This window comes from Pseudomonas sp. 7SR1 (assembly GCF_900156465.1).
Taxonomy (GTDB): domain Bacteria; phylum Pseudomonadota; class Gammaproteobacteria; order Pseudomonadales; family Pseudomonadaceae; genus Aquipseudomonas.
Genome location: NZ_LT707064.1, coordinates 534688 through 559481, shown reverse-complemented (window position 1 = coordinate 559481; position 24794 = coordinate 534688). Strand labels below are relative to the sequence as shown.

At 61.4% G+C, this 24794-nt stretch carries 26 protein-coding genes; 12 read left to right on the top strand and 14 right to left on the bottom strand.

Annotated elements, in window-relative coordinates:
• Window positions 1-19 precede the first annotated feature (19 nt).
• The 3 genes from BW992_RS02720 (at window position 20) to cysN (ending at window position 3852) form a co-directional block, all read left to right on the top strand.
• Entirely contained in the window at window positions 20-778 is a 759-nt protein-coding gene (locus BW992_RS02720; protein ID WP_076405545.1) for a Nif3-like dinuclear metal center hexameric protein, read from the top strand.
• Between the two features lie 248 nt (window positions 779-1026).
• A complete protein-coding gene (cysD, locus tag BW992_RS02715) occupies window positions 1027-1944 on the top strand; it encodes a sulfate adenylyltransferase subunit CysD (protein WP_072388346.1) in 918 nt (305 codons plus the stop codon).
• A gap of 9 nt (window positions 1945-1953) precedes the next feature.
• The gene (cysN, locus tag BW992_RS02710; protein ID WP_072388344.1) at window positions 1954-3852 is read left to right on the top strand and encodes a sulfate adenylyltransferase subunit CysN; all 1899 of its coding nucleotides are present in this window, start codon (window positions 1954-1956) and stop codon (window positions 3850-3852) included.
• Between the two features lie 199 nt (window positions 3853-4051).
• Here cysN and BW992_RS02705 read toward each other — a convergent pair whose 3' ends face one another.
• From BW992_RS02705 to BW992_RS02695, 3 genes are read right to left on the bottom strand one after another with little or no spacing between them, the layout of a single operon-like run.
• Window positions 4052-4960 carry an acyltransferase gene (locus BW992_RS02705; protein WP_072430771.1) on the bottom strand — a complete coding sequence of 303 codons (909 nt, stop codon included), beginning with the start codon at window positions 4958-4960 and terminating at the stop codon, window positions 4052-4054.
• Window positions 4961-7060 (bottom strand): phosphate acetyltransferase, encoded by a 2100-nt coding sequence (gene pta / locus BW992_RS02700; protein ID WP_076405543.1) that lies wholly within the window; start codon window positions 7058-7060, stop codon window positions 4961-4963.
• A 53-nt stretch (window positions 7061-7113) separates the two neighbouring features.
• Complete coding sequence (locus tag BW992_RS02695; protein ID WP_072388749.1) at window positions 7114-7452, bottom strand: DUF3565 domain-containing protein; 339 nt, start codon at window positions 7450-7452, stop codon at window positions 7114-7116.
• Between BW992_RS02695 and BW992_RS02690 the strand changes: the two genes are divergently transcribed.
• From BW992_RS02690 to BW992_RS02680, 3 genes are all read left to right on the top strand, one after another.
• Complete coding sequence (locus tag BW992_RS02690; RefSeq protein ID WP_072388337.1) at window positions 7421-7906, top strand: FKBP-type peptidyl-prolyl cis-trans isomerase; 486 nt, start codon at window positions 7421-7423, stop codon at window positions 7904-7906. The genes BW992_RS02695 and BW992_RS02690 overlap by 32 nt on opposite strands.
• A gap of 107 nt (window positions 7907-8013) precedes the next feature.
• Window positions 8014-8496 (top strand): glutathione peroxidase, encoded by a 483-nt coding sequence (locus BW992_RS02685; protein ID WP_072388335.1) that lies wholly within the window; start codon window positions 8014-8016, stop codon window positions 8494-8496.
• Between the two features lie 209 nt (window positions 8497-8705).
• The gene (locus BW992_RS02680; protein WP_072388333.1) at window positions 8706-9809 is read left to right on the top strand and encodes an NADH:flavin oxidoreductase; all 1104 of its coding nucleotides are present in this window, start codon (window positions 8706-8708) and stop codon (window positions 9807-9809) included.
• 136 nt (window positions 9810-9945) lie between these two features.
• Here BW992_RS02680 and BW992_RS02675 read toward each other — a convergent pair whose 3' ends face one another.
• Together BW992_RS02675 and cysZ are read right to left on the bottom strand one after the other, a co-directional pair.
• Window positions 9946-11145, bottom strand: a complete 1200-nt coding sequence (locus tag BW992_RS02675; RefSeq protein ID WP_076405541.1) for a glycosyltransferase family 4 protein — start codon at window positions 11143-11145, stop codon at window positions 9946-9948.
• 40 nt (window positions 11146-11185) lie between these two features.
• Window positions 11186-11941 carry a sulfate transporter CysZ gene (gene cysZ, locus BW992_RS02670; protein ID WP_072388329.1) on the bottom strand — a complete coding sequence of 252 codons (756 nt, stop codon included), beginning with the start codon at window positions 11939-11941 and terminating at the stop codon, window positions 11186-11188.
• 309 nt (window positions 11942-12250) lie between these two features.
• Between cysZ and trxB the strand changes: the two genes are divergently transcribed.
• Complete coding sequence (gene trxB, locus BW992_RS02660) at window positions 12251-13213, top strand: thioredoxin-disulfide reductase (protein ID WP_003205459.1); 963 nt, start codon at window positions 12251-12253, stop codon at window positions 13211-13213.
• A gap of 186 nt (window positions 13214-13399) precedes the next feature.
• Here trxB and BW992_RS02655 read toward each other — a convergent pair whose 3' ends face one another.
• The 6 genes from BW992_RS02655 to folM all read right to left on the bottom strand — a co-directional run bounded on the left by BW992_RS02655 (window position 13400) and on the right by folM (window position 17241).
• Window positions 13400-14650 (bottom strand): 2-aminoadipate transaminase, encoded by a 1251-nt coding sequence (locus tag BW992_RS02655; RefSeq protein WP_072388326.1) that lies wholly within the window; start codon window positions 14648-14650, stop codon window positions 13400-13402.
• A gap of 192 nt (window positions 14651-14842) precedes the next feature.
• Window positions 14843-15181 carry a HopJ type III effector protein gene (locus BW992_RS02650; protein ID WP_072388324.1) on the bottom strand — a complete coding sequence of 113 codons (339 nt, stop codon included), beginning with the start codon at window positions 15179-15181 and terminating at the stop codon, window positions 14843-14845.
• Window positions 15174-15470: a DUF1244 domain-containing protein gene (locus tag BW992_RS02645; RefSeq protein ID WP_072388322.1), complete on the bottom strand. Its 297-nt coding sequence runs from the start codon at window positions 15468-15470 to the stop codon at window positions 15174-15176. Before BW992_RS02645 ends, BW992_RS02650 begins: the two co-directional genes overlap by 8 nt.
• A 99-nt stretch (window positions 15471-15569) precedes the next feature.
• Complete coding sequence (folX, locus tag BW992_RS02640; protein ID WP_072388320.1) at window positions 15570-15950, bottom strand: dihydroneopterin triphosphate 2'-epimerase; 381 nt, start codon at window positions 15948-15950, stop codon at window positions 15570-15572.
• Window positions 15951-16511: a GTP cyclohydrolase I FolE gene (folE, locus tag BW992_RS02635; RefSeq protein ID WP_072388318.1), complete on the bottom strand. Its 561-nt coding sequence runs from the start codon at window positions 16509-16511 to the stop codon at window positions 15951-15953.
• A gap of 19 nt (window positions 16512-16530) precedes the next feature.
• The gene (gene folM / locus BW992_RS02630) at window positions 16531-17241 is read right to left on the bottom strand and encodes a dihydromonapterin reductase (RefSeq protein ID WP_076405538.1); all 711 of its coding nucleotides are present in this window, start codon (window positions 17239-17241) and stop codon (window positions 16531-16533) included.
• A 175-nt stretch (window positions 17242-17416) separates the two neighbouring features.
• On the opposite strand from folM, the gene BW992_RS02625 reads away from it, so the two are divergent.
• Complete coding sequence (locus BW992_RS02625) at window positions 17417-18376, top strand: MerR family transcriptional regulator (RefSeq protein ID WP_072388314.1); 960 nt, start codon at window positions 17417-17419, stop codon at window positions 18374-18376.
• A 99-nt stretch (window positions 18377-18475) separates the two neighbouring features.
• Here BW992_RS02625 and BW992_RS02620 read toward each other — a convergent pair whose 3' ends face one another.
• A complete protein-coding gene (locus BW992_RS02620) occupies window positions 18476-19081 on the bottom strand; it encodes a hypothetical protein (protein WP_072430776.1) in 606 nt (201 codons plus the stop codon).
• A gap of 54 nt (window positions 19082-19135) precedes the next feature.
• Window positions 19136-19612, bottom strand: a complete 477-nt coding sequence (locus BW992_RS02615) for a PAS domain-containing protein (protein WP_072388310.1) — start codon at window positions 19610-19612, stop codon at window positions 19136-19138.
• Window positions 19613-19767: 155 nt separating this feature from the next.
• Between BW992_RS02615 and BW992_RS02610 the strand changes: the two genes are divergently transcribed.
• From BW992_RS02610 to BW992_RS02595, 4 genes are all read left to right on the top strand, one after another.
• A complete protein-coding gene (locus BW992_RS02610; RefSeq protein ID WP_072458682.1) occupies window positions 19768-20223 on the top strand; it encodes a flavodoxin in 456 nt (151 codons plus the stop codon).
• A 152-nt stretch (window positions 20224-20375) separates the two neighbouring features.
• Window positions 20376-21158, top strand: a complete 783-nt coding sequence (locus BW992_RS02605; RefSeq protein ID WP_072388306.1) for a class II aldolase/adducin family protein — start codon at window positions 20376-20378, stop codon at window positions 21156-21158.
• On the top strand, window positions 21158-22060 hold the full coding sequence (locus tag BW992_RS02600) for an alpha/beta fold hydrolase (protein ID WP_072388303.1): 903 nt from the start codon (window positions 21158-21160) through the stop codon (window positions 22058-22060). Before BW992_RS02605 ends, BW992_RS02600 begins: the two co-directional genes overlap by 1 nt.
• Before the next feature lie 179 nt (window positions 22061-22239).
• Window positions 22240-23151 (top strand): SDR family oxidoreductase, encoded by a 912-nt coding sequence (locus BW992_RS02595; protein ID WP_072458681.1) that lies wholly within the window; start codon window positions 22240-22242, stop codon window positions 23149-23151.
• Window positions 23152-23192: 41 nt separating this feature from the next.
• Here BW992_RS02595 and BW992_RS02590 read toward each other — a convergent pair whose 3' ends face one another.
• Window positions 23193-23960, bottom strand: a complete 768-nt coding sequence (locus BW992_RS02590; protein WP_072388299.1) for an N-acetylmuramoyl-L-alanine amidase — start codon at window positions 23958-23960, stop codon at window positions 23193-23195.
• Window positions 23961-24794 lie beyond the last annotated feature (834 nt).

The window sequence follows — 24794 nt, the reverse complement described above, 5'->3', positions numbered from 1 at the left end:
GATATTTAGGAGTCTTTTCATGGCCGTAGCCCTGAGCACCCTGGTCGAAGAAGCGGACCGTTACCTGGCGAGCAGCCGGATCGCCGATTATTGCCCCAATGGCCTGCAAGTAGAAGGTTCGCCCCAGGTGATGCGCATCGTCAGTGGCGTCACCGCCAGCCAGGCCCTGCTGGATGCCGCGGTGCAAGCCGAGGCCGACCTGGTGCTGGTCCACCACGGTTACTTCTGGAAGGGCGAAAACCCTTGCGTCACCGGGATGAAGCAGCGGCGGCTCAAGACCTTGCTCAAGCACGACATCAGCCTGCTGGCCTATCATCTGCCGCTGGACCTGCACCCCGACGTTGGCAATAACATGCAATTGGCCCGTCAGTTGGACATCACCGTCGAAGGACCACTGGACCCGGATAATCCCAAGGTCGTCGGGCTGGTGGGTTCCTTGTCCGAACCCATGACGGCTCGTGATTTCGCGCGCAAGGTCCAGGAAGTCATGGGGCGCGAGCCGTTGCTGATCGAAGGCGAGCAGATGATCCGCCGGGTCGGCTGGTGCACCGGAGGCGGCCAGGGCTATATCGACCAGGCGGTGTTGGCCGGGGTCGACCTGTACCTCAGCGGCGAAGCGTCCGAGCAGACGTTCCACAGCGCCCGGGAAAACGGCATCAGCTTCATCGCCGCCGGGCACCACGCGACCGAGCGCTACGGCGTCCAGGCCTTGGGTGATTACCTGGCACGCCGGTTTGCCCTGGAGCACATCTTCATCGACTGCCCGAATCCCATTTGACTGCTTATAACCACGGTGGGAGCGAGCTTGCTCGCGATAGCGGCGGATCAGCCAGCATTAATGCGCCTGAACACACGCTATCGCGAGCAGGCTCGCTCCCACAAAGAGCCATAGCGGCCGAACCACCAGGCATATCCATATGCTGTTTCGATCTAGTTGGCGCCCTGATTAGAAGAGGTCGCTGTGCTAGGATTCCTCGCTCGAACACGGCCCGCTGGCCGTTCATAAGAAAGTTTTCGTGAGTAGCCATGGTCGACAAACTGACGCATCTGAAACAGCTGGAGGCGGAAAGCATCCACATCATCCGCGAGGTGGCCGCCGAGTTCGATAACCCGGTGATGCTGTACTCCATCGGTAAAGATTCCGCCGTGATGCTGCACCTGGCACGCAAGGCGTTTTTTCCCGGCAAGCTGCCGTTTCCGGTGATGCACGTCGACACCCGCTGGAAATTCCAGGAAATGTACAAGTTCCGCGACCGCATGGTCGAAGAGCTGGGCCTGGAGCTGATCACTCATGTGAACCCGGATGGCGTGGCGCAGGGCATCAACCCGTTCACCCACGGCAGTGCCAAGCACACCGACATCATGAAGACCCAGGGCCTGAAGCAGGCGTTGGACAAGTATGGTTTCGACGCCGCGTTCGGCGGTGCCCGTCGCGACGAAGAAAAGTCCCGCGCCAAGGAGCGCGTGTACTCGTTCCGCGACAGCAAGCATCGCTGGGACCCGAAGAACCAGCGTCCCGAGCTGTGGAACGTCTACAACGGCAAGGTCAACAAGGGCGAATCGATCCGCGTGTTCCCCCTGTCGAACTGGACCGAACTGGACATCTGGCAGTACATCTACCTCGAAGGCATCCCGATCGTGCCGCTGTACTTCGCCGCCGAGCGCGAAGTGATCGAGAAGAACGGCACGCTGATCATGATCGACGACGAGCGCATCCTCGAGCACCTGTCCGAGGAAGAAAAGGCCCGCATCGTCAAGAAGAAAGTGCGTTTCCGTACCCTTGGCTGCTACCCGTTGACGGGCGCGGTGGAGTCCGAGGCCGAGAGCCTGACGGACATCATTCAGGAAATGCTCCTGACGCGAACTTCCGAGCGCCAGGGCCGGGTCATCGACCACGATGGCGCAGGCTCGATGGAAGACAAGAAACGTCAGGGTTATTTCTAAGGGGTTGTCATGTCGCACCAATCTGATTTGATCAGCGAGGACATCCTCGCCTACCTGGGCCAGCACGAGCGCAAGGAACTGCTGCGTTTCCTGACCTGCGGCAACGTCGACGACGGCAAGAGCACCCTGATCGGGCGCCTGCTGCACGACTCCAAGATGATCTACGAGGATCACCTGGAAGCCATCACCCGCGATTCGAAGAAAGTCGGCACCACCGGTGACGATATCGACCTGGCACTGCTGGTCGATGGCCTGCAGGCCGAGCGCGAGCAAGGCATCACCATCGATGTCGCGTACCGCTATTTCTCTACCGCCAAGCGCAAGTTCATCATCGCCGACACTCCCGGCCATGAGCAGTACACCCGCAACATGGCCACCGGTGCTTCCACCTGTGACCTGGCGATCATCCTGGTGGACGCCCGCTACGGCGTGCAGACCCAGACCCGTCGCCACAGCTTCATCGCCTCGCTGCTGGGCATCAAGCACATCGTCGTGGCCATCAACAAGATGGACCTCAAGGACTTCGACCAGGGTGTGTTCGAGTCGATCAAGGCCGACTACCTGAAGTTCGCCGAGGGCTTGAAGATGAAGCCCACCACCTTGCATTTCGTGCCCATGTCCGCCCTCAAGGGCGATAACGTGGTGAACAAGTCCGAGCGCTCGCCGTGGTACACCGGCCAGTCGCTGATGGAGATCCTCGAAACCGTGGAAGTGGCGGGCGACCGCAACTTCACCGACCTGCGTTTCCCGGTGCAGTACGTCAACCGTCCGAACCTGAACTTCCGCGGTTTCGCCGGCACCCTGGCCAGCGGCATCGTGCACAAGGGCGACGAAGTGGTGGTGCTGCCATCGGGCAAGAGCAGCCGCGTGAAATCCATCGTCACCTTCGAGGGCGAGCTGGAACACGCCGGCCCCGGCCAGGCCGTGACGCTGACCATGGAAGACGAGATCGACATCTCCCGTGGCGACCTGCTGGTGCATGCCGACAACGTTCCGCCGGTCACCGACAGCTTCGAAGCGATGCTGGTATGGATGGCCGAGGAGCCGATGCTGCCCGGCAAGAAATACGACATCAAGCGCGCCACCAGTTATGTGCCTGGCTCGATTGCCAGCATCGTCAACCGGGTCGATGTGAATACCCTGGAAGAAGGGCCGGCCAGTGCCTTGCAGCTCAACGAAATCGGCAAGGTGAAAATCGCGCTGGACGCGCCGATCGCCCTGGACGGCTACGAGAGCAACCGCACCACCGGCGCGTTCATCGTCATCGATCGTTTGACCAATGGCACGGTCGGTGCCGGCATGATCGTCGCCCAGCCGCTGACCCACGGCAGCAGCACGCACCACGGCAAGCTGGCCCATGTGTCGGTGGAAGAGCGCACCCAACGCTTCGGCCAGCAACCGGCCACGGTGCTGTTCAGCGGCCTGTCCGGCGCTGGCAAGAGCACCCTGGCCTATGCGGTGGAGCGCAAGTTGTTCGACATGGGGCGTGCGGTGTTCGTGCTCGATGGCCAGAACCTGCGTCATGACCTGAACAAGGGCCTGCCACAGGACCGTGCCGGGCGCACCGAGAACTGGCGCCGTGCGGCCCACGTCGCCCGGCAGTTCAACGAAGCCGGCCTGTTGACCCTCGCCGCGTTCGTTGCGCCGAGTGCCGAAGGGCGTGAGCAGGCCAAGGACCTGATCGGGCGTGATCGTCTGCTGACGGTCTATGTCCAGGCTTCGCCGACAGTGTGTGCCCAGCGTGATCCGCAGGGGCTGTACGCCGCCGCTGGCGACAATATTCCCGGCGAGTCCTTCCCGTATGACGTGCCGCTGGATGCCGACCTGGTGATCGACACCCAGGCGCTGACCCTGGAAGAGGGTGTCAAGCAGGTGCTGGATCTGCTGCGCAAGCGTGGGGCGATCTAAGGCAAGTCGCTGTGAGCTTCTAGCTTCAAGCGGCAAGCAAAGGCCCGCAGATGAGTGATCATCTGCGGGCTTTTTTATTGTCGAAGGACGCTATCGCGAGCAAGCTCGCTCCCACAGGGGAGCAGCGGACACAGTACCGGAACTCATCCCACATCACCTGTGGAGCGAACTTGCTCGCGATGAGGCCCGTACCGACACCTCAAGACTTGCCGGGATACTCGTGGTGCATCTGTTCGAGCAACGCGTCCTTGTCCTGCCACAGCTGGTTGATCCAGCCCTGGAACTCCAGGCGATAGGCGCCGTCCTGGTCGTAGCTCTTGCCGATGAATTGCGGCGGTAGCTTCAGCTCCTGGAAATGCACCACCACTTCCCCAACCTTGCCGCACAGCAGGTCCCAGAATCCCGGACGACCGCCGGGGTAGTGAATGGTTACGTTGATGATCGATTCCAGTTGCTCGCCCATGGCGTCGAGCACGAATGCAATGCCTCCGGCCTTGGGTTTGAGCAGGTAGCGAAACGGTGACTGTTGCTGGGCATGCTTGCCTTCGGTGAAGCGTGTGCCTTCGACGAAGTTGAAAATGCCCACGGGGTTGTTGCGAAACTTCGCGCAAGTCTTGCGAGTGGTTTCCAGGTCCTTGCCTTTCTTTTCCGGATGCTTCTCCAGGTACGCCTTGGAGTAGCGCTTCATGAAGGGAAAGCCCAGGGCCCACCAGGCCAGGCCGATCACCGGCACCCAGATCAGCTCCTGCTTGAGAAAGAACTTCAACGGGCGGATCCGCCGGTTCAGCACGTATTGCAGCACCATGATGTCGACCCAGCTCTGGTGATTGCTGGTGATCAGGTAGGAATGCTGGTAGTCCAGGCCTTCCAGGCCGCTGAGGTGCCAGCGGGTACGGCGCAGCAGGTTCATCCAGCCCTTGTTGTTGCTGATCCAGGCCTCGTGGATATGGCTCATCAGCCAGTCGGTAAGGCGCTGGGCGGCGGGGAAGGGCAACAGCAACTTGAAGATCGCCACGATGAACAGCGGCGTGCAGCACACGACGGTGTTCAGGGCCAACAGCAGTGAAGCGATGACGCCCCGCAAGGGGGCGGGCAGAAAGTCCAGCATTTAGATATCCATGGGTCGGTTGGCGGCCTGGATGGCGGTCAGGGCGATGGTGTACACGATGTCATCGACCTGGGCGCCGCGAGGCAAGTCGTTCACCGGTTTGCGCAGGCCTTGCAGCATGGGGCCGAGGCTGACGCAATCGGCGCTGCGCTGAACGGCCTTGTGGGTGGTGTTGCCGGTGTTGAGGTCTGGGAAGATGAACACCGTCGCACGGCCGGCCACCTGGCTGTTGGGCGCCAGTTGCCGCGCCACGGCTTCGTTGGCGGCGGCGTCGTACTGCAACGGTCCGTCGATCAGCAAGCCATGCTGCGCCTCATGGGCCAGCAACGTGGCTTCGCGGACCTTCTCCACTTCCTCGCCGCTGGCCGACTCGCCGCTGGAATAGCTGAGCATCGCCACCCGCGGGGTGATGCCGAACGCGGCGGCCGAATCGGCGCTTTGCAAGGCAATCTCCGCCAGCTCCGCCGCACTGGGGTGCGGGTTCATCACGCAGTCGCCATAGACCAGCACTTCTTCGGGAAACAGCATGAAGAACACCGAGGACACCAGAGAGCAGCCGGGCGCAGTCTTGATCAACTGCAAGGCCGGGCGGATGGTATTGGCGGTGGAATGGATCACGCCGGAAACCAGCCCGTCCACTTCATCCAGGGCCAGCATCATGGTGCCGATCACCACGGTGTCTTCCAACTGCTGCTCGGCCATCGGTGCGTTCAGGCTCTTGCTCTTGCGCAGGCTGACCATCGGTTCGACGTAGCGCTCGCGAATCGCGTCCGGATCAAGAATCTCCAGCCCCGGCGGCAGTTCGATGCCCTGGGCACGGGCTACCGCCTCGACGTCGGCCGGCTTGGCCAGCAGCACGCAACGGGCGATGCCCCGGGCCTGGCAAATGGCGGCGGCCTGTACGGTCAGCGGCTCGCTGCCTTCCGGCAGCACGATGCGCTTGTTGGCGGCCTGGGCGCGCTGGATCAGTTGGTAGCGGAACACGGCGGGGGACAGGCGCATTTCCCGTGGCGTGCCACAGCGCTGGTGCAGCCACTGGGCATCCAGGTGGCTGGCGACGAAATCGGTGATGATTTCCGCGCGTTCGCGGTCATCGATCGGGATTTCCTTGTTCAGGCTGTTGAGCAGGTTGGCGGTGTCATAGGAGCCGGTACTGACCGACAGCACCGGCAGGCCGGCCTGCAAGGCGCCTCGGCACAGGTCCATGATGCGCGGGTCTGGCAGGGTGTCGCTGGTCAGCAGCAGGCCGGCCAGGGGCACGCCGTTGATAGCCGCCAGGCTCACGGCCAGGATGATGTCGTCGCGATCGCCGGGAGTCACCACCAGTACGCCGGGCTTGAGCAATTCCACCGTGTTGCGCATGGTGCGGGCGCAAATGATGATGTTGCTCATGCGCCGGGTTTCGTAGTCGCCGGCGTTGAGCACCTGCGCGCCCATCAGGTCGGCCACGTCGCGGGTGCGCGGGGCGTTGAGTTCCGGCCGGAACGGAATGCAGCCCAGCAGGCGGAAGTCGCCGCTGCGCAGCAAGGGCGAATGTTCCTTCAGGCGCGCGGAAAACGCCTCGATGCTTTCATCGGTGCGGACCTTGTTCAGGATCACCCCGAGGACCTTCGGATCCTTGGGGCCGCCGAACAGCTGTGCCTGCAACTCCACCCGCCCGGAAAGCTCGGTCAGTACTTCGTTCTCCGGGGCCGACACCAGGATGACCTCGGCGTCCAGGCTCTTGGCCAGGTGCAGGTTGACCCGGGCGGCGTAACTGGCGCTGCGGGTCGGGACCATGCCTTCCACCACCAGGACGTCCTTGCCGATCGCGGCCTGCTGGTAAAGGGTGATGATCTCTTCCAGCAGTTCGTCGAGCTGGCCGTCGCCGAGCATCCGTTCGACATGGGCCAGGCCCAGGGGATGGGGCGGCTTGAGACCGTGAGTGCGGGCCACCAGTTCGGTGGAGCGTTCCGGTCCGGTGTCGCCGGGGTGAGGCTGGGCAATGGGTTTGAAAAAGCCGACTTTCAGCCCGGCCCGTTCAAGGGTACGCACCAGCCCGAGGCTGATGGAGGTCAGACCCACACCAAAGTCGGTGGGCGCGATAAAAAAAGTTTGCATGCGGATTCTCTAAGGGTGCATGGCAAGGGCGCGGTCTGTGTCTACCGTCGAATTCAGTCGCCAAGGTTATCGCTAACGGGGGCCTGCGCGCACCAGCCGCAATCAAAGGGCTGGCCTATTTTTTCAATACGTTGCGCGGCGTCCAGGACCCAGGCCCGGGCCTGCCACGGTGGCTGGTGGCGCAGATGCTGGGTGTGCCCGCAGGACAGCTCGACTACCCAGTGCCCATCCTCGTCCTGATGGAAACCGGTGACCGTCGGTCTGTTCGAACGAGCCCGTTTGTCCGGGTTCCGTTCGCTTTCGGGCAAATCCTTGTTTAGACTTGTCCGTTCTTCATTCTTATGCAAAAGGTCTCGCCCCATGCTGATCGCCGCCAATAAGGCTGTCTCCATCGACTATACCCTGACCAACGACGCTGGTGAGGTCATCGACAGCTCTGCCGGCGGCGCTCCGCTGGTCTACCTGCATGGTGCAGGCAATATCATCCCGGGCCTGGAAAAAGCCCTGGAAGGCAAAACCACCGGTGACGAGCTGAACGTTGCCGTTGAACCGGAAGACGCCTATGGCGAGTACTCCGCCGAGCTGGTCAGCACCCTGAGCCGCAGCATGTTCGAAGGTGTGGACGAGCTGGAAGTGGGCATGCAGTTCCACGCATCGGCGCCCGATGGCCAGATGCAGATCGTCACCATTCGTGACCTGGAAGGCGACGACGTCACTGTTGACGGCAACCATCCACTGGCCGGTCAGCGCTTGAACTTCAAGGTCAAGATCGTTGACATCCGTGACGCCAGCCAGGAAGAAATCGCCCATGGTCACGTCCATGGTGAAGGCGGCCATCACCACTGATTTCTGCGCTACGCTCAAATGAAACGAAAAAGGCGCCCCGTGGCGCCTTTTTTGTCGGTAGCATCGTCCATGGCTGTTTCGAAAGATCGGTAAACCTGGAGTTCGTCATGAGTGCTTTCCACGACCTTAAACTCAAAGCCCTGGATGGTCAGGAGCTGGCGCTGGCACCCTTCAAGGGGCATGTCGTGCTGGTGGTCAACGTCGCCTCCAAATGTGGCCTGACGCCTCAGTACGCGGCGCTGGAGAATCTCTACCAGCAATACAAGGACAAGGGGTTCAGTGTGCTGGGCCTGCCGTGCAATCAGTTCGCCGGGCAAGAACCGGGGACCGAGCAGGAAATCCAGGCATTCTGCAGCCTCAACTATGGCGTGACCTTCCCGCTGTCCAGCAAGCTGGACGTGAACGGTCCCGACCGCCACCAGTTGTACCGCCTGTTGGCCGGCGAGGGGGCGGAGTTTCCCGGCGACATCACCTGGAATTTCGAGAAGTTCCTGCTGGGCAAGGACGGTCGCGTGCTGGCGCGTTTCTCGCCACGCACCGCACCGGATGATCCCACGGTGATCCAGGCCATCGAAAAAGCCCTGGGTTGAAGCCAGGCACGACAACATTGTGGCGAGGGGATAAATCCCTTGCCACAGATTTCCCCCCCGGCTGCGGATCGGTTCATTCACCCGACCGCGATTCTCTCGGCTCGCTTTTGATCCTTAATCATTCCAATCAATAGTGCTACCCGAGCCTCCCAGGGCCACATATTATCGCCGTCATATTGATCAGCGATCCCATGCCCGTGGAGTGCCCCATGTCTGTAAAAGCCCTGTTCAAACCTTTCCAGCTCGGCGCGTTCGAACTGCCGACCCGGGTGGTGATGGCGCCGATGACCCGTTCCTTTTCGCCGGGTGGCGTGCCCAATGCCAAGGTGGTGGAGTACTACCGTCGTCGCGCGGCGGCCGGGGTCGGCCTGATCGTCACCGAGGGCACCACGGTCGGACACAAGGCCTCCAACGGTTATCCGAACGTGCCGCACTTCTACGGCGAAGCCGCGCTGGCAGGCTGGAAGCAGGTGGTCGATGCGGTTCACGCCGAGGGTGGCAAGATCGTTCCGCAGTTGTGGCATGTCGGCAATGTGCGCCGCCTCGGCACCGAGCCGGATGCCAGCGTGCCGGGCTATGGCCCTTCGGAGAAGCTCAAGGACGGCCAGGTAGTGGTGCACGGCATGACCCAGGCGGATATCGATGAGGTCATCGCGGCCTTTGCCCAGGCGGCCAAGGACGCCCAGCGCATCGGCATGGACGGCGTGGAGATTCACGGTGCCCACGGTTACCTGATCGATCAATTCTTCTGGGAAGGCAGCAACCAGCGTACCGACGGCTACGGCGGCAGCCTGGCCAATCGTTCGCGTTTCGCCATCGAGTTGATCCGTGCCGTGCGTGCGGCAGTGGGCGAGGGCTTCCCCATCATTTTCCGTTTCTCCCAATGGAAGCAGCAGGACTACACGGCACGCCTGGTGCAGACTCCCGAGGCCCTGGGCGAATTCCTCAAGCCGTTGGCCGAAGCCGGCGTGGATATTTTCCACTGCTCGACGCGGCGCTTCTGGGAACCGGAATTCGAAGGCTCCGAACTGAACCTGGCGGGCTGGACCCGCAAGCTGACCGGCAAGCCGACCATCACCGTTGGCAGCGTCGGCCTGGATGGCGAGTTCCTGCAGTTCATGGTCAATACCGACAAGGTCGCCCAACCCGCCAGCCTGGAAAAACTCCTGGAGCGGCTGAACAACGATGAGTTCGACCTGGTGGCGGTGGGCCGTGCACTGCTGGTGGATCCGGACTGGGCGCAGAAAGTCCGTGAAGGGCGTGAGCAGGAGATCCTGCCGTTCAGCCGAGAGGCGCTGATGACTTTGGTTTAAGCGGCGTCCTGACTGACGCTGTCGCGAGCAAGCCTGTTCCCCCATGGATCCTTGGCGGACGCCTATCGGTGTCCGGCCAGAATCCACTTGTGGGGGCGAGCTTGCTCACGATAGCGGCCTGAAAATCACCGAACAGTCAGCGCACAGTGGGCGCAACAGGCATTACCTGCTCACCCACGCAAGCCCCTCGCAACTGCGCTTCAAATTGCTCGATCACCGCCGCCCAGCCCTGGCGACTGGCATGCTGGCGCGCATTGAGCCGCACGCAACGCAAGGTCTCGCGCTCCTCCAGCAGCCAACGGGCGGCATCGCAGAATGCCTCTTCATCCCCCGGCATGGCCAGCACGCCGTTATAGCCATGGCGGATATGCTGTGCCGCCGCGGCCTGATCGTAGGCCACCACACCCAGCCCGGACGCCAGGGCTTCCAGCACGACGTTGCCGAAGGTTTCGGTCAGGCTTGGAAAGACGAACACATCCCCGGACGCATAGTGGCTGGCCAGCGCCTCGCCACGCTGGGCGCCACAAAAGACCGCTTCGGGCAGGTCCTGCTCCAGTGCCGAGCGCTGCGGGCCATCACCGATCACCACCAGTTTGAGCCGTCGCTCCGGAAAAGCGCTGCGCAGCGTGTCGAAACTGCGCTTGAGCAGCCCGAGGTTCTTCTCCGGCGCCAGGCGCCCCACATGAATCACCGCAATGTCGTGCTCACCCAGGCCCCAGGCCTCGCGCAGGGAGGCCGAGCGCTTGATGGGATGAAACAGCTGGCTGTCCACGCCACGGGACAGCAACGTCACCCGTTCGAAATGGCGACGCTCCAGTTCCAGCCGCTGACTCAGGCTCGGCACCAGGGTCACGGCGGAGCGGTTATGGAACCAGCGCAGATAATGAGTCAGCGCGCGGCTCAGCAGCCCGAGGCCGTACTGCTGGGTGTACTGCTGGAAGTTGGTATGGAACCCACTGACCACCGCGATGCCCAGGCGCCGCGCCGCCCGCAACGCCGACAGGCCCAGCGGCCCTTCGGTGGCGATATAGAGCACGTCCGGCCGATGGCGCTTCCACCGGCGCAGCAGCTTGTGCATGGACACCTGGCCCCATTGCAGCCCTGGGTAGCCCGGTAACGGCCAGCCCCGACACAGCAACAGATGTTCGTCACCGGCCTGGCGCGGGTCGCCCCCCTGGCGCGGACGTACCAGTTCGACCCGATGCCCGCGGGCACGCAAGCCGTCGTGCAGACGGCCCAGGGTGTTGGCCACGCCATTGATTTCCGGCGGGAAGGTTTCGGTGATGAGGGTAACGTGCAGAGGTGTGGTCATGACCCCAGTGTCGACCGGGGTCATTTCGTCATTGTGTCGTCTTGATGACGGATTCGTGACCGGCTCAGCCCTGGCGGGCCAGTGCGGTCTCGGCGCCTTGCTCGCGCACCCAGAACAGGGTCGCCCCGGCCACTGCCGCCGGCATCATGAGGATGTTGACCACCGGGATCAGCAGCACCAGGTACACGCTGCCGCCAAAGCCCAGGCTCTGCCAGCGTTTTTCCCGCAGCCAGGCGAGCATTTCGTTCCAGCCCAGCTTGTGGTTGTCCGCCGGGTAGTCGATGTACTGGATGGCCATCATCCACACGCCGAACAACAGCCACAGCGGCGCGGCCACCAGATTGAGCACCGGCACGAACGACAGCACGAACAGGCCAAGGGCACGGGGCAGGAAGTAGCCGAGCTTGCGGGCTTCCCGGGAAAGGGTTCGGGGAATCATGGCCACCAGTTCGCCCCAGCTGAAGGCCGGGAAATCATCGGTACCCCGGATCACCACTTCGACTTTTTCCGCGAGGAAGCCATTGAAGGGGGCGGCGATGATATTGGCGAGCATGGTGAACGTGAAGAACACCATCAGCACCACCAGGACCACGAACAGCGGCCAGAGGATGTAGCTGAGAAAGCTCAGCCAGTCCGGCAGCGACGGCATCAGGGTGTCGACCCACAGGCTGAATTGATGGCCGGCCAGGTAGATCAGGCCGATGAACAGCAGCAGGTTGATGGCCAGCGGGAGCAGGACGAACAGGCGCAGGCCCGGGCTCAGGACCAGCTTGAGACCTTCTTGCAGATATTGCGGGCCCGACAGGACGGGGGCAGGCATGGGATGCTCCGAACGAAGATGAACGCGCCGACCTTACCGGCTTTGCGGCGTACGGGAAAGCGTCTACATGGCCTGTAACAGGTTTGCCGGACAGTGGCTCCTATCGAGAGGTCTACCTGGGATAGAACTCACCTATGAGCTGGATTGTTAAACCGTATTTCCTTAATCTTCGCTCCCTCGATACGCTGCACCCATTCTTTTTCAGGACCGTCGAACCAAAGCCTTCCCCAAGTGCATCAACGGTTCTTTTTTATTCCCGCCGTTTACCCGGCGTTCCGGTCCGCAGGGGCCGGTCAACAGGAGCAGGTCATGTCTGAAGTCCGTCATTCTCGAGTGATTATTCTCGGTTCCGGCCCTGCCGGTTATAGCGCCGCGGTCTACGCGGCCCGTGCCAACCTCAAGCCGCTGCTGATCACCGGCATGCAGGCCGGCGGTCAATTGACCACCACCACCGAAGTCGACAACTGGCCGGGCGACGTCCATGGCCTGACCGGCCCGGCGTTGATGGAGCGCATGAAGGAACACGCCGAGCGTTTCGAGACTGAAATCGTTTTCGACCATATCAATGCCGTGGATTTCGCAGCCAAGCCCTACACCCTGACCGGCGACAGCGCGACCTATACCTGCGATGCCCTGATCATCGCCACTGGCGCGAGCGCTCGTTACCTGGGCCTGCCTTCGGAAGAAGCCTTCATGGGCAAAGGGGTTTCGGCCTGCGCCACCTGCGACGGTTTCTTCTACCGCAACAAGCCGGTGGCAGTGGTCGGTGGCGGCAATACCGCTGTAGAGGAAGCTCTCTACCTGGCCAATATCGCCAGCACGGTGACCTTGATCCACCGTCGCGAGACTTTCCGCGCCGAGAAGATCCTGATCGACAAGCTCAATGCTCGCGTCGCCGAAGGCAAGATCATCCTCAAGCTCAACGCGACCCTGGACGAAGTGCTGGGCGACAACATGGGCGTGACCGGTGCTCGCCTGAAGAACAACGACGGCAGCTTCGACGAGATCAAGGTTGACGGCGTGTTCATCGCCATCGGCCACACTCCGAACACGTCGTTGTTCGAAGGCCAGCTGGAACTCAAGGACGGCTACCTGGTGGTCAAGGGCGGCCGCGACGGCAACGCCACTGCCACCAGCGTCGAAGGTATCTTCGCGGCCGGCGACGTGGCCGACCACGTCTACCGCCAGGCCATCACCTCGGCCGGCGCCGGTTGCATGGCAGCACTGGACACCGAGCGCTACCTGGACGGCCTGCAGAACGCTTCGTTCTGATCAAATGGGCATTAAAAAACCGGCCTCGGCCGGTTTTTTAATGCCTGAGTACCTGGCTTTGAACCCTTGTGGGACCGAGCTTGCTCGCGATGGCGGTGTACCGGCCAACATCGATGTCGGCAGATTTGACGCTGCCGCGAGCAAGCGCGCTCCCCAAGCTTCTTGTGTGCTCAGAAACACTGAGTTTCAGGCCAGCTTCGCCAGGCACGCCTCCAGAATATCCAGCCCCTCTTCCAGCACTGCCGGCTCGGTCGTCAACGGCGCCAGCAGCCGCACGATGTGTCGCGACTTGCCACTGGGCATCAACAGCAGGCCCGATTCCCGTGCCAGGGCCAGTAGTTGCGTCAATTGTGCCGAAGCCGGGGTGCCGTCGGACTGGCTCAGCTCGATGCCGCGCATTGCGCCGACGCCGGTCAGGCGACCCAGGTAAGGGCTTAGCCCGCGGCTGCGCCAGGATTCGTAGCGGCTGACGATCGCCTCTTCCTGTTGCACGCCCCAGGCGTGCAGGTTGGCATCGGTCATTTCGTCCAGGGTCGCCAGTGCGGCGGCGCAGGCGATGGGGTTACCCGAGTAGGTACCGCCCAGGCCACCCTTGGGCAGGTTGTCCAGCAACGCTTTGCGGCCTACCACCGCACCGAGGGGCACGCCACCGGCAATACTTTTTCCCAGCAGGATCAGGTCGGGTTCGATGCCCAATCGGGAGAAGGCAAAGCGCTGGCCGGTACGCCCGAATCCGGACTGGATTTCATCGATGATCAGCACGATGCCCTTGTCGTCGCAGAACTGGCGCAGGGCCTGGGCGAAGGATACGTCCAGCGCGAGGAAGCCGGCTTCGCCCTGGACCGGTTCGACAATGAAACAGGCCACGTCGTTGACATCGATCTCGACGCTGAACAACCGCTCCATGGCCTTCAAGGCGTCGGCACAGGACACGCCGTTGTCCGGGCTGGGATAGGGCAAGTGATACACCGGCCCGGGCAGCACACCGACTTTCTGCTTGTAAGGCGCGACCTTGCCGTTGAGGTTGAGGGTCGCCAGGGTGCGACCGTGAAAGGCGCCGTCAAACGCGATCACGGCGGTACGGCCCGTGGCGCCCCGCACGATCTTCAGGGCGTTCTCCGCCGCCTCGGCGCCGCTGTTGGTGAGCATGCCGCTGATCGGGTAATCCACCGGTATGAACGCCGTCAGGCGTTCCATCAATTCGATGTAGGGAACATGGGGCGCGGCATTGAACGCGTAGTGAGTCAGCCGCGTAGCCTGTTCGCGGATCGCCTCGACAATGCGCGGATGACAATGGCCGAGGTTCAACACGCCGATACCGCCTACGAAGTCGATGTAGCGTTTGCCCTCGGTGTCCCAGACCTCGGCGTTCCTGCCGTGGCTGAGGCTGACGGGATGCACGATGGAAATCGATTGGCTGATGGTTTCGCTGCTCATGGATGACGGCCCGGACGAAGGAGAAATTTCCGTTATCTAAGCCGCGAGCAGAGGGGCCCGGCAAACGAAATAAAGTTGCCGGGTCAATCTTAAAAGTCGGGATGTGGCGAGGTGTACTTCAACTCAGGATGCGTGCAACCCTTGTGGCGAGGGGATCTCACCACACAGGTCTCACCACACAGCTAGGATCGATCAGCGCCGTTGCAGCGGCAACTCGTCGAACTTCACACCTGCCAGCCCATGAACCATCAGCGCGCGGATATTGCCGTGATCACTGCCTTCGGGCGTGGCCAGCACCGAGCGGTAATGTTCGCCGAACGCCAGCAGCGCTTCTTCGTCGCTCAATCCTTCGAGCAAGGCCAGGCCCAGGGTCTTGCACGAGCCTTCGTTCTGCCCGGCGGCGTTTTGCACGCCGCCGTTATTGAAGGCGCGGGGCTGGTAATCGTAGCCGGCGGCGATAAAGGCCAGGGTGTCGGCGAAGGCGTGCTCGCCGCTCTTGAGTTGGCTGCGAAAGGTGTTCAGGTCAGGCATCGGGTTTTCCTTTGGCGAACGCCGCTTGCTGTTCGGCGCTGGCTTCTTTCTGGTATTGGGCTTTCCATTCGGCATAGGGCATGCCGTAGACCGTTTCACGGGCCTCGTCGAGGCTCACCTCGATCTGGCGTTCATCGGCGGCGGCCTTGTACCACTTGGAGAGGCAGTTGCGGCAGAAGCCGGCAAGGTTCATCAGGTCGATGTTCTGCACGTCCTTGCGGCTGTCCAGGTGGGCAACCAGCCGACGGAAAGCGGCGGCTTCGAGTTCGAGGCGTTGTTGATCGTTCATGGTGGTCTCTGCGAGGCAGCTTCAAGGGGCGAGCTTCAAGCTGCAAGAGTGGATTTGCGGTGCTCAGGCTCGAAGCTTACAGCTTGAGGCTTGCAGCGGCTACGAAGTAGCCCGGCTTGCTGCAAGGGTAATCGACACCGACTCGGCGAATCGCAGGGCATGGGGCTTGTCCACTTCGACCTCGGCGTACTGCACCGACTCATTGGCCATGACCAGATCCAGCAGCTCCTGGGTCAGGCGTTCGAGCAGGGCAAAGCGATTGCCTTCCACGTGGGCGATGATCGCCTTGGTGATGGTGCGGTAGTTCAGCGCGTGATCGATGTCGTTGTCGCGAACCGCGTCCTGGGCCGGATACAGGATGGTCAGGTTGATCAACACATCCTGCTTGTTGAGGATCTCCTCCTCGTTGATACCGATGAAGGTGCGCAGGCGCAGGTCCTTGACCCGGATGCGCGCCATGGCTGGCTGAAGTTGTGGCATTTAGTTGCTCCGTCGAATCAATTGCAGGAACTCCTGGCGGGTGGTGCTGGACTCGCGGAAGGCGCCAAGCATCACCGAGGTATTCATGGTCGAGTTCTGTTTTTCGACACCGCGCATCATCATGCACATGTGCTGGGCTTCGATCACCACCGCCACGCCGGCGGCCTGGGTGACCTGCTGCACCGCGTCGGCGATCTGCCGGGTGAGGTTCTCCTGGATCTGCAGGCGACGGGCGAACATGTCCACCAACCGGGCGATCTTCGACAGCCCCAGGACCTTGCCCGTAGGAATATAAGCCACATGGGCCTTGCCGATGAAGGGCAGCAGGTGATGTTCGCACAAGGAATAGAGCTCGATGTCGGCGACGATCACCATCTCATCGTTGTCCGAGGCGAACAGCGCGCCGTTGACGATCTGCTCCACGCTCTGCTCGTAGCCGTGGCAAAGGTACTGCATGGCCTTGGCGGCGCGCAGCGGGGTATCGAGCAAGCCCTCGCGCTCGGGGTTTTCCCCCAGGCCGATGAGGATTTCGCGGTAATGCTGTGGCAGGGATAACGCCATGATGAATCCTCGAAACAGGCTATTTGAGGTGCCGCCCGCCGTTGACGGTCAGGGTCGTGCCGGTGACATAGGGGTTGTCCAGCAGGTAACGCAGGCTCTGGTAGATCACTTCGCTACCGGGCTCGATGCCCAGTGCCGACTTGGCCAGGGCCTTGGCCCGGTACGCCGCGTCGTCTCCGGGGTTGAACAGTAGCAGGGCGGGGGCGATGCCGTTGACCTTGATGGCGGGTGCATACTTCGCCGCGAAGGACAGCGTCAGGCTTTCGAGGCCGGCCTTTGTGGCGCAATAGGCGATGTGCCTGCTGCTGCCCTTGCGTGTCACGTCATCGCTGATATGCACGATGTCCGCGGGGCTCGAGCGCAGCAGCAGCTGCGCGCAATGCAGGTTGATCAGATAGGGCGCGAGCATGTGTACGCCGAACATCGCGTTGAAGGCTGCCGTTTCGTCGCCGGGTGTTTCGACCAGCCATGCCGAGGCGTTGTGCACGATGGCCCGCAGCCGGTCGGTGTGCTGCTTGAGTTGCTCGACGAAGGCCAGGATCCCCGCCTCATTGGAAAAATCGGCGTATAGCACGGTCGCCCCCCGATCACGCAGCGTCTGTACGCCGGGACGTTCGGTGCGATAGGTGGCGATCACCGCGTGACCTTCGTCCAGCAGTCGCTGGGCGCAATGCAGGCCGACGCGCTGGGCTGCGCCGGTGAGCAGGATCGGAGCGTTGGCACTGGGCATGGGGCGGCTCGGTTCACGGCAGGAGCAAAACTATAACAGCGGTCGGCGACCTGTACCTACGAGCCCGTCATGAAGGGACACAACAACTGCGCATATCGATACGGTTTGTAGTTGTCATCATACGACTTAGAAGGGGTAAGATAGGATCCAATTCGCCAATGGGAATTCTTCCGAGATGAGCGTAATCACCGACGATAAGTTCGTATTCCAGGCATCAGGCGCCATGGAACGGGAAGATCTGTTTCCCATTCGCGAAGTATCCCGCCTCACCGGCGTGAACCCAGTGACGCTGCGCGCCTGGGAACGCCGCTACGGTCTGATCCAGCCCACGCGCACTGACAGCGGTCATCGCTTGTACTCCCTGGGGGATATCGAGAAGGTCCGCAGCATCCTGGCCTGGATCGAACGGGGGGTGGCGGTCAGCAAGGTGAGCAAGATCCTGGCCAGAACCGATTCGGTGAAATCGGTTTCCCCGTTGATTCCATCCAGTCGGGTCAGGAGCGACTACGCCCAATGGCAACAGCAAGTGGCCGATGCAATCGGCGACTTTGACGACATGGGGCTGGACCGCATCTATGGGCAGATATTTTCCAGCTACGCGGTGCCCATCGTATTCCAGAACATATTGATGCCACTGTGGCGGCAGCTGTTGCAGCGCCAGCAGGAGTTCGGCCAGACCAGCGAATGGCTGTTCTACGACGGTTTCCTGCGTTCGCGTGTCGCACAACGGCTCTTGCTCAAGCGTGATTCACCCTCGCGACGTCTGTTGGTCACTGCCATCGCCGGCCAATGCCGCGAACTGGAGCTATTGGTCACGGCGTTGTTCCTGTCGAAGGCGGACGTGGGCATCAGGCTGTTGACGGTGGGCCAGCCGTTCGATGAGTTGACCCTGGTGTGCCAGAAGGTGAAACCGGTGGCGCTGGTACTGATGTCCAACCATGCCCCTGGGGCTGAATTGCCCAAGCGCCTGAACAAACTGGCGATGAGCCTGGATTGCCCCTTGATGCTGGCGGGCGACGCTTCCGATTTGATGCAGGATTGCCTGGCGGGATCGTCGATCGGCTGCCTGGGCAATGAAGGGACGGTGATGAGCCAGCGCTTGCGTCAGTTGCTGGCGGGAAGCCTGGACACCTGAAGCCGGACGATCGCCTGGGCTAGTGCGAGAAATCGTGCAGACACAGGCAGGGCCTGGGCTCTGTAAGCAGCATGAGCGAGTATCAAGGCTTTTCGTGGCCTAGAGATGCATCGCCGGATGGGTCAGCCGATGTTGTTGAAGGATGTACTGACGCAGGCGCTCGGTCTCGTCCTCGTCATTCTGGCTCAGATGATAGGCATACAGGCCCCGATCGGTTTCCCGTTCGAAGGCGCCGCGCAACGAAATCCTCTCGTACCCTGACGGGCTGAACCACAAGGCGAACTGCTTGGGGGGCTTGATGCGGCTGCGGTTTTCCAGCAGCACGCCCTTGCAGGATACCTCGTGAACCCACAAAGGCCCTGGCTGGCCCTTGGCGTTCTCCAGGGCCACCGGTTCTTCAAGGGCCAAGCGCCAGGGACGCACCTTGGGCCCGTCCTCGTAGATGCTCGGTACGCCCAGGCGCAGGTGCATCGCGTGAAATTCGTCTTCCACCAGGTGCAGCGGGAACGTCATCTGCTGATTTTCGAAACTGGCTTGCAGCGTGACCTGCTCGTTCGCCGCCAGGCGCGTCAGCAGGTCACGGATCTGCGACCCGCCATTGACCAGCAGGCTCGACGTGACATCCCGCTCGTTCAATTGCGGGTTGTGCTGCATTGTCCGGATGAAATCCAGCTCATCCTGGGTCAGAAGGGCGTCGCGCTGCATGGTGTGCTCGAGATGATTTCTTACGTGTTCACTGGTGATTGTAGTGACTGACCGTTAATTCGCCGTTTTGTTTGTGCCATTCGTCGCTTCAAGACGAGCAATCGTGGCCCGGGCGTCCGCCAGTTCCTTTTCCAGCTGCGCAATGCGGTTCTGTGCCCTGACCTGGACCGTCACGTCTTTCTGCACGCCCACGAAGTACGTATGGCCGTCAGCTGCGTTCTTAACCGTCGACAGTGACAATTCGTTCCAGAACGGCGTGCCATCCTTGCGATAGTTGCGCAGCACTTCCCGGCAGGCACCGCCCTGCTTCAACGTCTCGCGTATGTGCTCGAGCGAGGGCTGGTCGCGATCGCCCGATTGCAGGAAACGACAGTCCTGATAGAGGATCTCGTCCCGGCTATAGCCGGTCAGCCGCTCGAAGGCCGGGTTCACATAGATGAGGATGTTGTCCTCGTCGCCTTCCTTTTCGGCGATGACGATTCCGTCGTTGGAAGCGTTTATCACCAGTTGCATCAGCTGCGCATTGATCATGGACCGCTTCCTTTTCAAATCCCTGTAAATACAGCATTTTAGAAGAATCTGCAGGGCTGTCCACTGGCCATCACTGGTTGTTGGGAGCCAATCGCAAACTGGCGGCTCTGCCTGCTACTATCCCGAGTCTTTTATTCAGGTTCAGGACCAGATAGATGAAAATCGCCATCCTTTGCGGTTCGGTATACGGCACCGCCGAAGAAGTCGCCCGCCATGCCGCCACCCTGCTCGGCGAGGCCGGTTTCGAAACCCTGTGCAACCCCCGGGCGACCCTGGCGGACATCCAGGCATTCGGCCCGCAGGCCTTGCTGGCCGTGACGTCCACCACCGGCATGGGAGAACTGCCGGATAACCTGATGCCCTTGTATTCGGCCATTCGCGACCAGTTGCCCGCCTTCTTTCGCGGTTTGCCAGGTGCCGTGATCGGCCTGGGAGATGCCAGCTACGGCGACACTTTCTGCGGCGGTGGCGAGCAGATGCGCGAATTGTTCGCCGAACTTGGGGTGGCCGAGGTGCTGCCTATGCTGCGCCTGGATGCCAGCGAAAGCGTCACGCCGGAAACCGATGCGCAGCCTTGGCTGGGAGAGTTGATCGAGGCCCTGCGTCGTTGATCGAGCGGGCGTCGGCGCAACGGGCGGCGTGACCCGCTCGGTCATTAAGCTGGCTCCAAGGCAACTGGCGCCCTCGCCAGGGCTGACTAGACTCATCCTCTTGTGCACGGCGTGCCGTTGCACCTTATAACGATAAGCCAGAGGTCAGAGCCGTGAGCGTAGCGCCCATCCAATCGACACTCAGCATCAAGGACCAGGTCAGCACCGCCGAATGGCAAACCCGCGTCGATCTTGCCGCCTGTTACCGACTGGTGGCGTTGCATGGCTGGGATGACCTGATCTTCACGCATATCTCCGCCAAGATTCCCGGCACCGAGGACTTCCTGATCAACCCGTTCGGGATGATGTTCCACGAGATCACCGCGTCCAGCCTGGTCAAGGTCGATCAGGCCGGCAACAAGCTCATGGACAGCCCCTACGAGATCAATCCGGCCGGCTACACCATTCACAGCGCAGTGCACGAAGTGCGCCACGATGTAGCCTGTGTGTTGCATACCCACACCGCTGCCGGCGTCGCCGTATCGGCCCAGAAGCAAGGGGTGCTGCCCATCAGCCAGCAATCCCTGTTCGTGCTGTCGAGCCTGGCCTGTCACCCTTATGAGGGCGTTGCCCTCAATCACGAAGAGAAGGCCCGTCTGCAGGCAGACCTGGGCGACAGCAACTTCCTGTTGCTGCACAACCATGGACTGCTGACTTGCGGCGGGACCATCGCCGATACCTTCCTGATGATGTTCACCTTTCAGCGGGCCTGTGAGATCCAGGTACTGGCACAAAATGGCGGGGCCGAGCTGATTGCCATCGATGCGCCGATACTGGCCGGTGCCAAGGCGATGATCGCCGCAGTCACCAGGAGTGCCCAGGGCATGGGGGGCGCGCTGGCGTGGCCGGCGTTGCTGCGCAAGCTCGATCAACAAGACCAGGGGTATAGAAGCTGATGCCTATGGTGCAGGTTCCCCTGCGCATCTGGCGCCAGCGCGGCCAGACCTTCATGTTCCGGGGGCATGCCATCCGGTACTGGGCGGCGGGGCACGGTGAACCGTTGCTGCTGATCCACGGGTTCCCCACCGCCAGTTGGGATTGGCACTACCTGTGGCAACCCCTGGCCCAGCGCTATCGGGTGATTGCCTGCGACATGCTCGGGTTTGGTGATTCCGCCAAGCCGGTGGATCACATCTACAGCCTGCTGGAGCAGGCCGATCTGCAGCAGGCGCTGTTGGAGCACCTGAATGTCAGGCAAGCGGTTCACCTGTTGGCCCACGATTATGGGGACAGCGTGGCCCAGGAACTGATCGCTCGTCATTGCGAGGCACGTATCGACATCGCCAGTTGCGTGTTCCTCAACGGCGGCCTGTTTCCGGAGACCCATCGTCCGGTGCTGGTGCAAAGGTTGTTGCTCGGTCCTTTGGGCTGGCTGGTGGCCCGGGCCTTTTCCCGCGAGGGCCTGGCCAAGAGTTTTCGGCGGATCTTCGGGCCATGGACCGGCCCCAGCGAAAGCGAACTGGACGATTACTGGAGCCTGGTGCACAGCAACGGCGGCCCACGGATCATGCACAAACTCATCCGCTACATTCCCGAACGCCGTGTGCAGCGCGATCGCTGGGTGCACGCGATGCAGCGCGGCGAAGTGCCCATGCGGGTCATCGATGGTGGGTTCGATCCGATTTCCGGTGCGCACATGGTAGCGCGCTACGAGGCGCTGATTCCCAATGCGGATACGGTGCTGCTGCCCGACATCGGCCACTATCCGCAGGCGGAGGCACCGGTGCAGGTGCTCAAGCATTACCTGGCGTTCCGTGCGGGCATCCCTGGGCCGGTGCGGCAGGTGGTGTACTCGTGACGCCTGTTGCCTTGGGATCGGGTTGAGCCAGGCTCGGATTCGCGTCCTGTCATGCGCCAACGCATCATCCCCTCGCCTTATCGCCCACCATTCACTCTCAGCCGTGTTGATTGTGGATCATGCTCCCTGTGCCCGACACTCGGGCTTTGCAATCCATTCGGCCTGCTGGAGTTCTGCCCATGAGTGAATCTGTGCGCTTCGAAGATAAAGTGGTGATCGTCACCGGAGCTGGCGGTGGCCTGGGGCGGGCCCATGCCCTGCTGTTCGCCAGGCAAGGCGCCCGGGTAGTGGTCAACGATCTTGGTGGTTCCGCCCAGGGCGAGGGGGCCAACGCCTCGGCGGCGGATCGGGTGGTGGCTGAGATTCGCGAGGCCGGCGGTATTGCCGAGGCAAACCACGACTCGGTCACTGATGGCGACAAACTGGTACAGAATGCCCTCGACGTGTTCGGCCGGGTCGATGTGGTGGTGAACAACGCCGGTATCCTGCGGGACAAGACCTTCCACAAGATGGACGATGCCGATTGGGACCTGGTCTATCGCGTCCATGTCGAGGGCGCCTACAAAGTCACCCGTGCCGCATGGCCGCACCTGCGCGAGCAGAATTATGGCCGGGTGATCTTCACGGCCTCGACCTCGGGGATCTATGGCAATTTCGGCCAGTCCAACTACGGCATGGCCAAGCTCGGCCTGTATGGCCTGACGCGCACTTTGGCCATTGAAGGTCGCAAGAACAACATCCTGGTCAATGCCATCGCGCCTACTGGCGGCACCCGCATGACCGAAGGCCTGATGCCGCCGCAGGTGTTCGAACAGCTCAAGCCCGAACTGGTCAGCCCGCTGGTGGTGTACCTGGCCAGCGAAGCCTGTCAGGAAACTTCCGGGTTGTTCGAGGTGGGTGGCGGCTGGATAGGCAAGGTGCGCTGGGAACGCAGCCTCGGTGCCGGATTCGATCCGAACAAGGGTTTTTCCCCCGAAGACGTCGCCGCCCATTGGCAGCAGATCTGTGATTTCAAGGACGCAGTCCACCCGAACGACAACCTGGAAGCATTGAAGGAGATGATGGCGAATCTGCAACGCTACGCCGTTTGACTCGCCGCCAGACCGGTTGCCGTCGATGACGGCAACGTCGGTCACGGACAATACTTCTTCACCAGTGCCGCCAGGTTCGCGGCGGTCTCGATGTCCATCACACCGTCATACCGGGCCGGGCGAAAGTGAAGCTGGAAGGCGCGCACCAGGCGCTGGAAGCCCATACTGGTCGTGGCAGCCGAAGTGTCATAGCCATATTTCTTGAACAGCCCGAGCAATTGTTCGCGGGTAGGCAAGCCGGCGCATTCGTAGGCGTGCATGCAGGCCCTTTGGGTGGACTCATCGAACCAGGCACCGATGCCCTTGGCGTATAGCGCCTGCCACGGGAACATCGGGCCGGGATCGCTTTTCCTGCCGGCGGCGATGTCCGAATGCCCCACCACGTTGACCGGGCTGATGTCCGGATAGCGCTGGAGCAGGTTCGAGGCCAGGTATTGGATTGCCTCGATTTGCCGGGGGTCATAAGGAGGAAAGGTGAATTGTCCCTGGTTATCCGTGGCGAGATTGACGATTTCGACGCCAATCGAAGTGTCGTTCAGGTTATTCCTGCCTCCCCAGCTGCTCACCCCTGCGTGCCAGGCGCGCTGGTTCTCGTCCACCAGGTTGAAGATCTGCGGCTCATTGAACCCAGCCTTCAGATAACTCGGGTCGTTGAAATCCGGAATCAGGTAATGAGCGCTGACCGAGGCGCCGGTCAATGTATTGACAGAGGACGAAAAGTTGGCGGCGGTATAGTGAAAGACGAGGAAACGAACCCGATTGTTATAGCCATATCTTGATCGGTAACTTGTGGAGTTGATCGCGTACATAAGAAACTCACTGATAACTGAAGAAGGTCGATGCAACAGGCTTCGACGTAAATCAGGCTAACAATGACTGTGGGTTCGGCATGTAGTGAAGGTCTTGGTTTCGTGTGGGAATTGGCGTCTGGTCTTCAGGGCGTTAGAGGTACGGCAGTTGCCGCTCTTAACTGGTGTCACCGGTAAGGTATTCAGGCTTGCTTGTGCCCTGTTTCTATTTTGCCGCTGCTTCCGGTCTACGTTGGTTTAAGAGTCCCTGGGTGTTCTTCCCATGCATATATCGGATGCCGGTATATCAGTGATATGGCGGTATGTTGAGCACTTGTCATCGTTCATTGCAATTGACGTAGTTGTACTCAATGGAAATGAAAGAAAACAATGCGCTGGAGCAGGTGGCCGGGCTGTTGGATATTTCCGATATTGATGTAAGCGTCGAGAATTTCATCTGGGAATAAACCAAATAAAAAAGGCCGCTGCAAAAAGCAGCGGCCTGAAGATGACGTTGCAAAGGAGCTACAAATCAACGTCGCAAGCACGGGATGATGAACCGATGACGCCAGTCCATCCGAATGACGGTGCGCCAGGCGTGAGGGATGCCGTGGCGGCTGCTGGCAGGCCCGTTACCCTGCAAGCCCGGCCAGCATAAGGATCGACCGCGTCGGGAAACAGCCCGGATCCGGACATGCACTGTTGCAGTGCGCGCAACAGTGTCATGGCCGCGATGGATATGCGTGGCGTTGATGATGGGTCATCCAGTCCATCCATGCGTCGTGCAAAGGCCCGTCTCGCAAAGGCTGTAATCCTTTCGAGCGACAGCGCGAATACCTCCTTGGTGCGCTTATC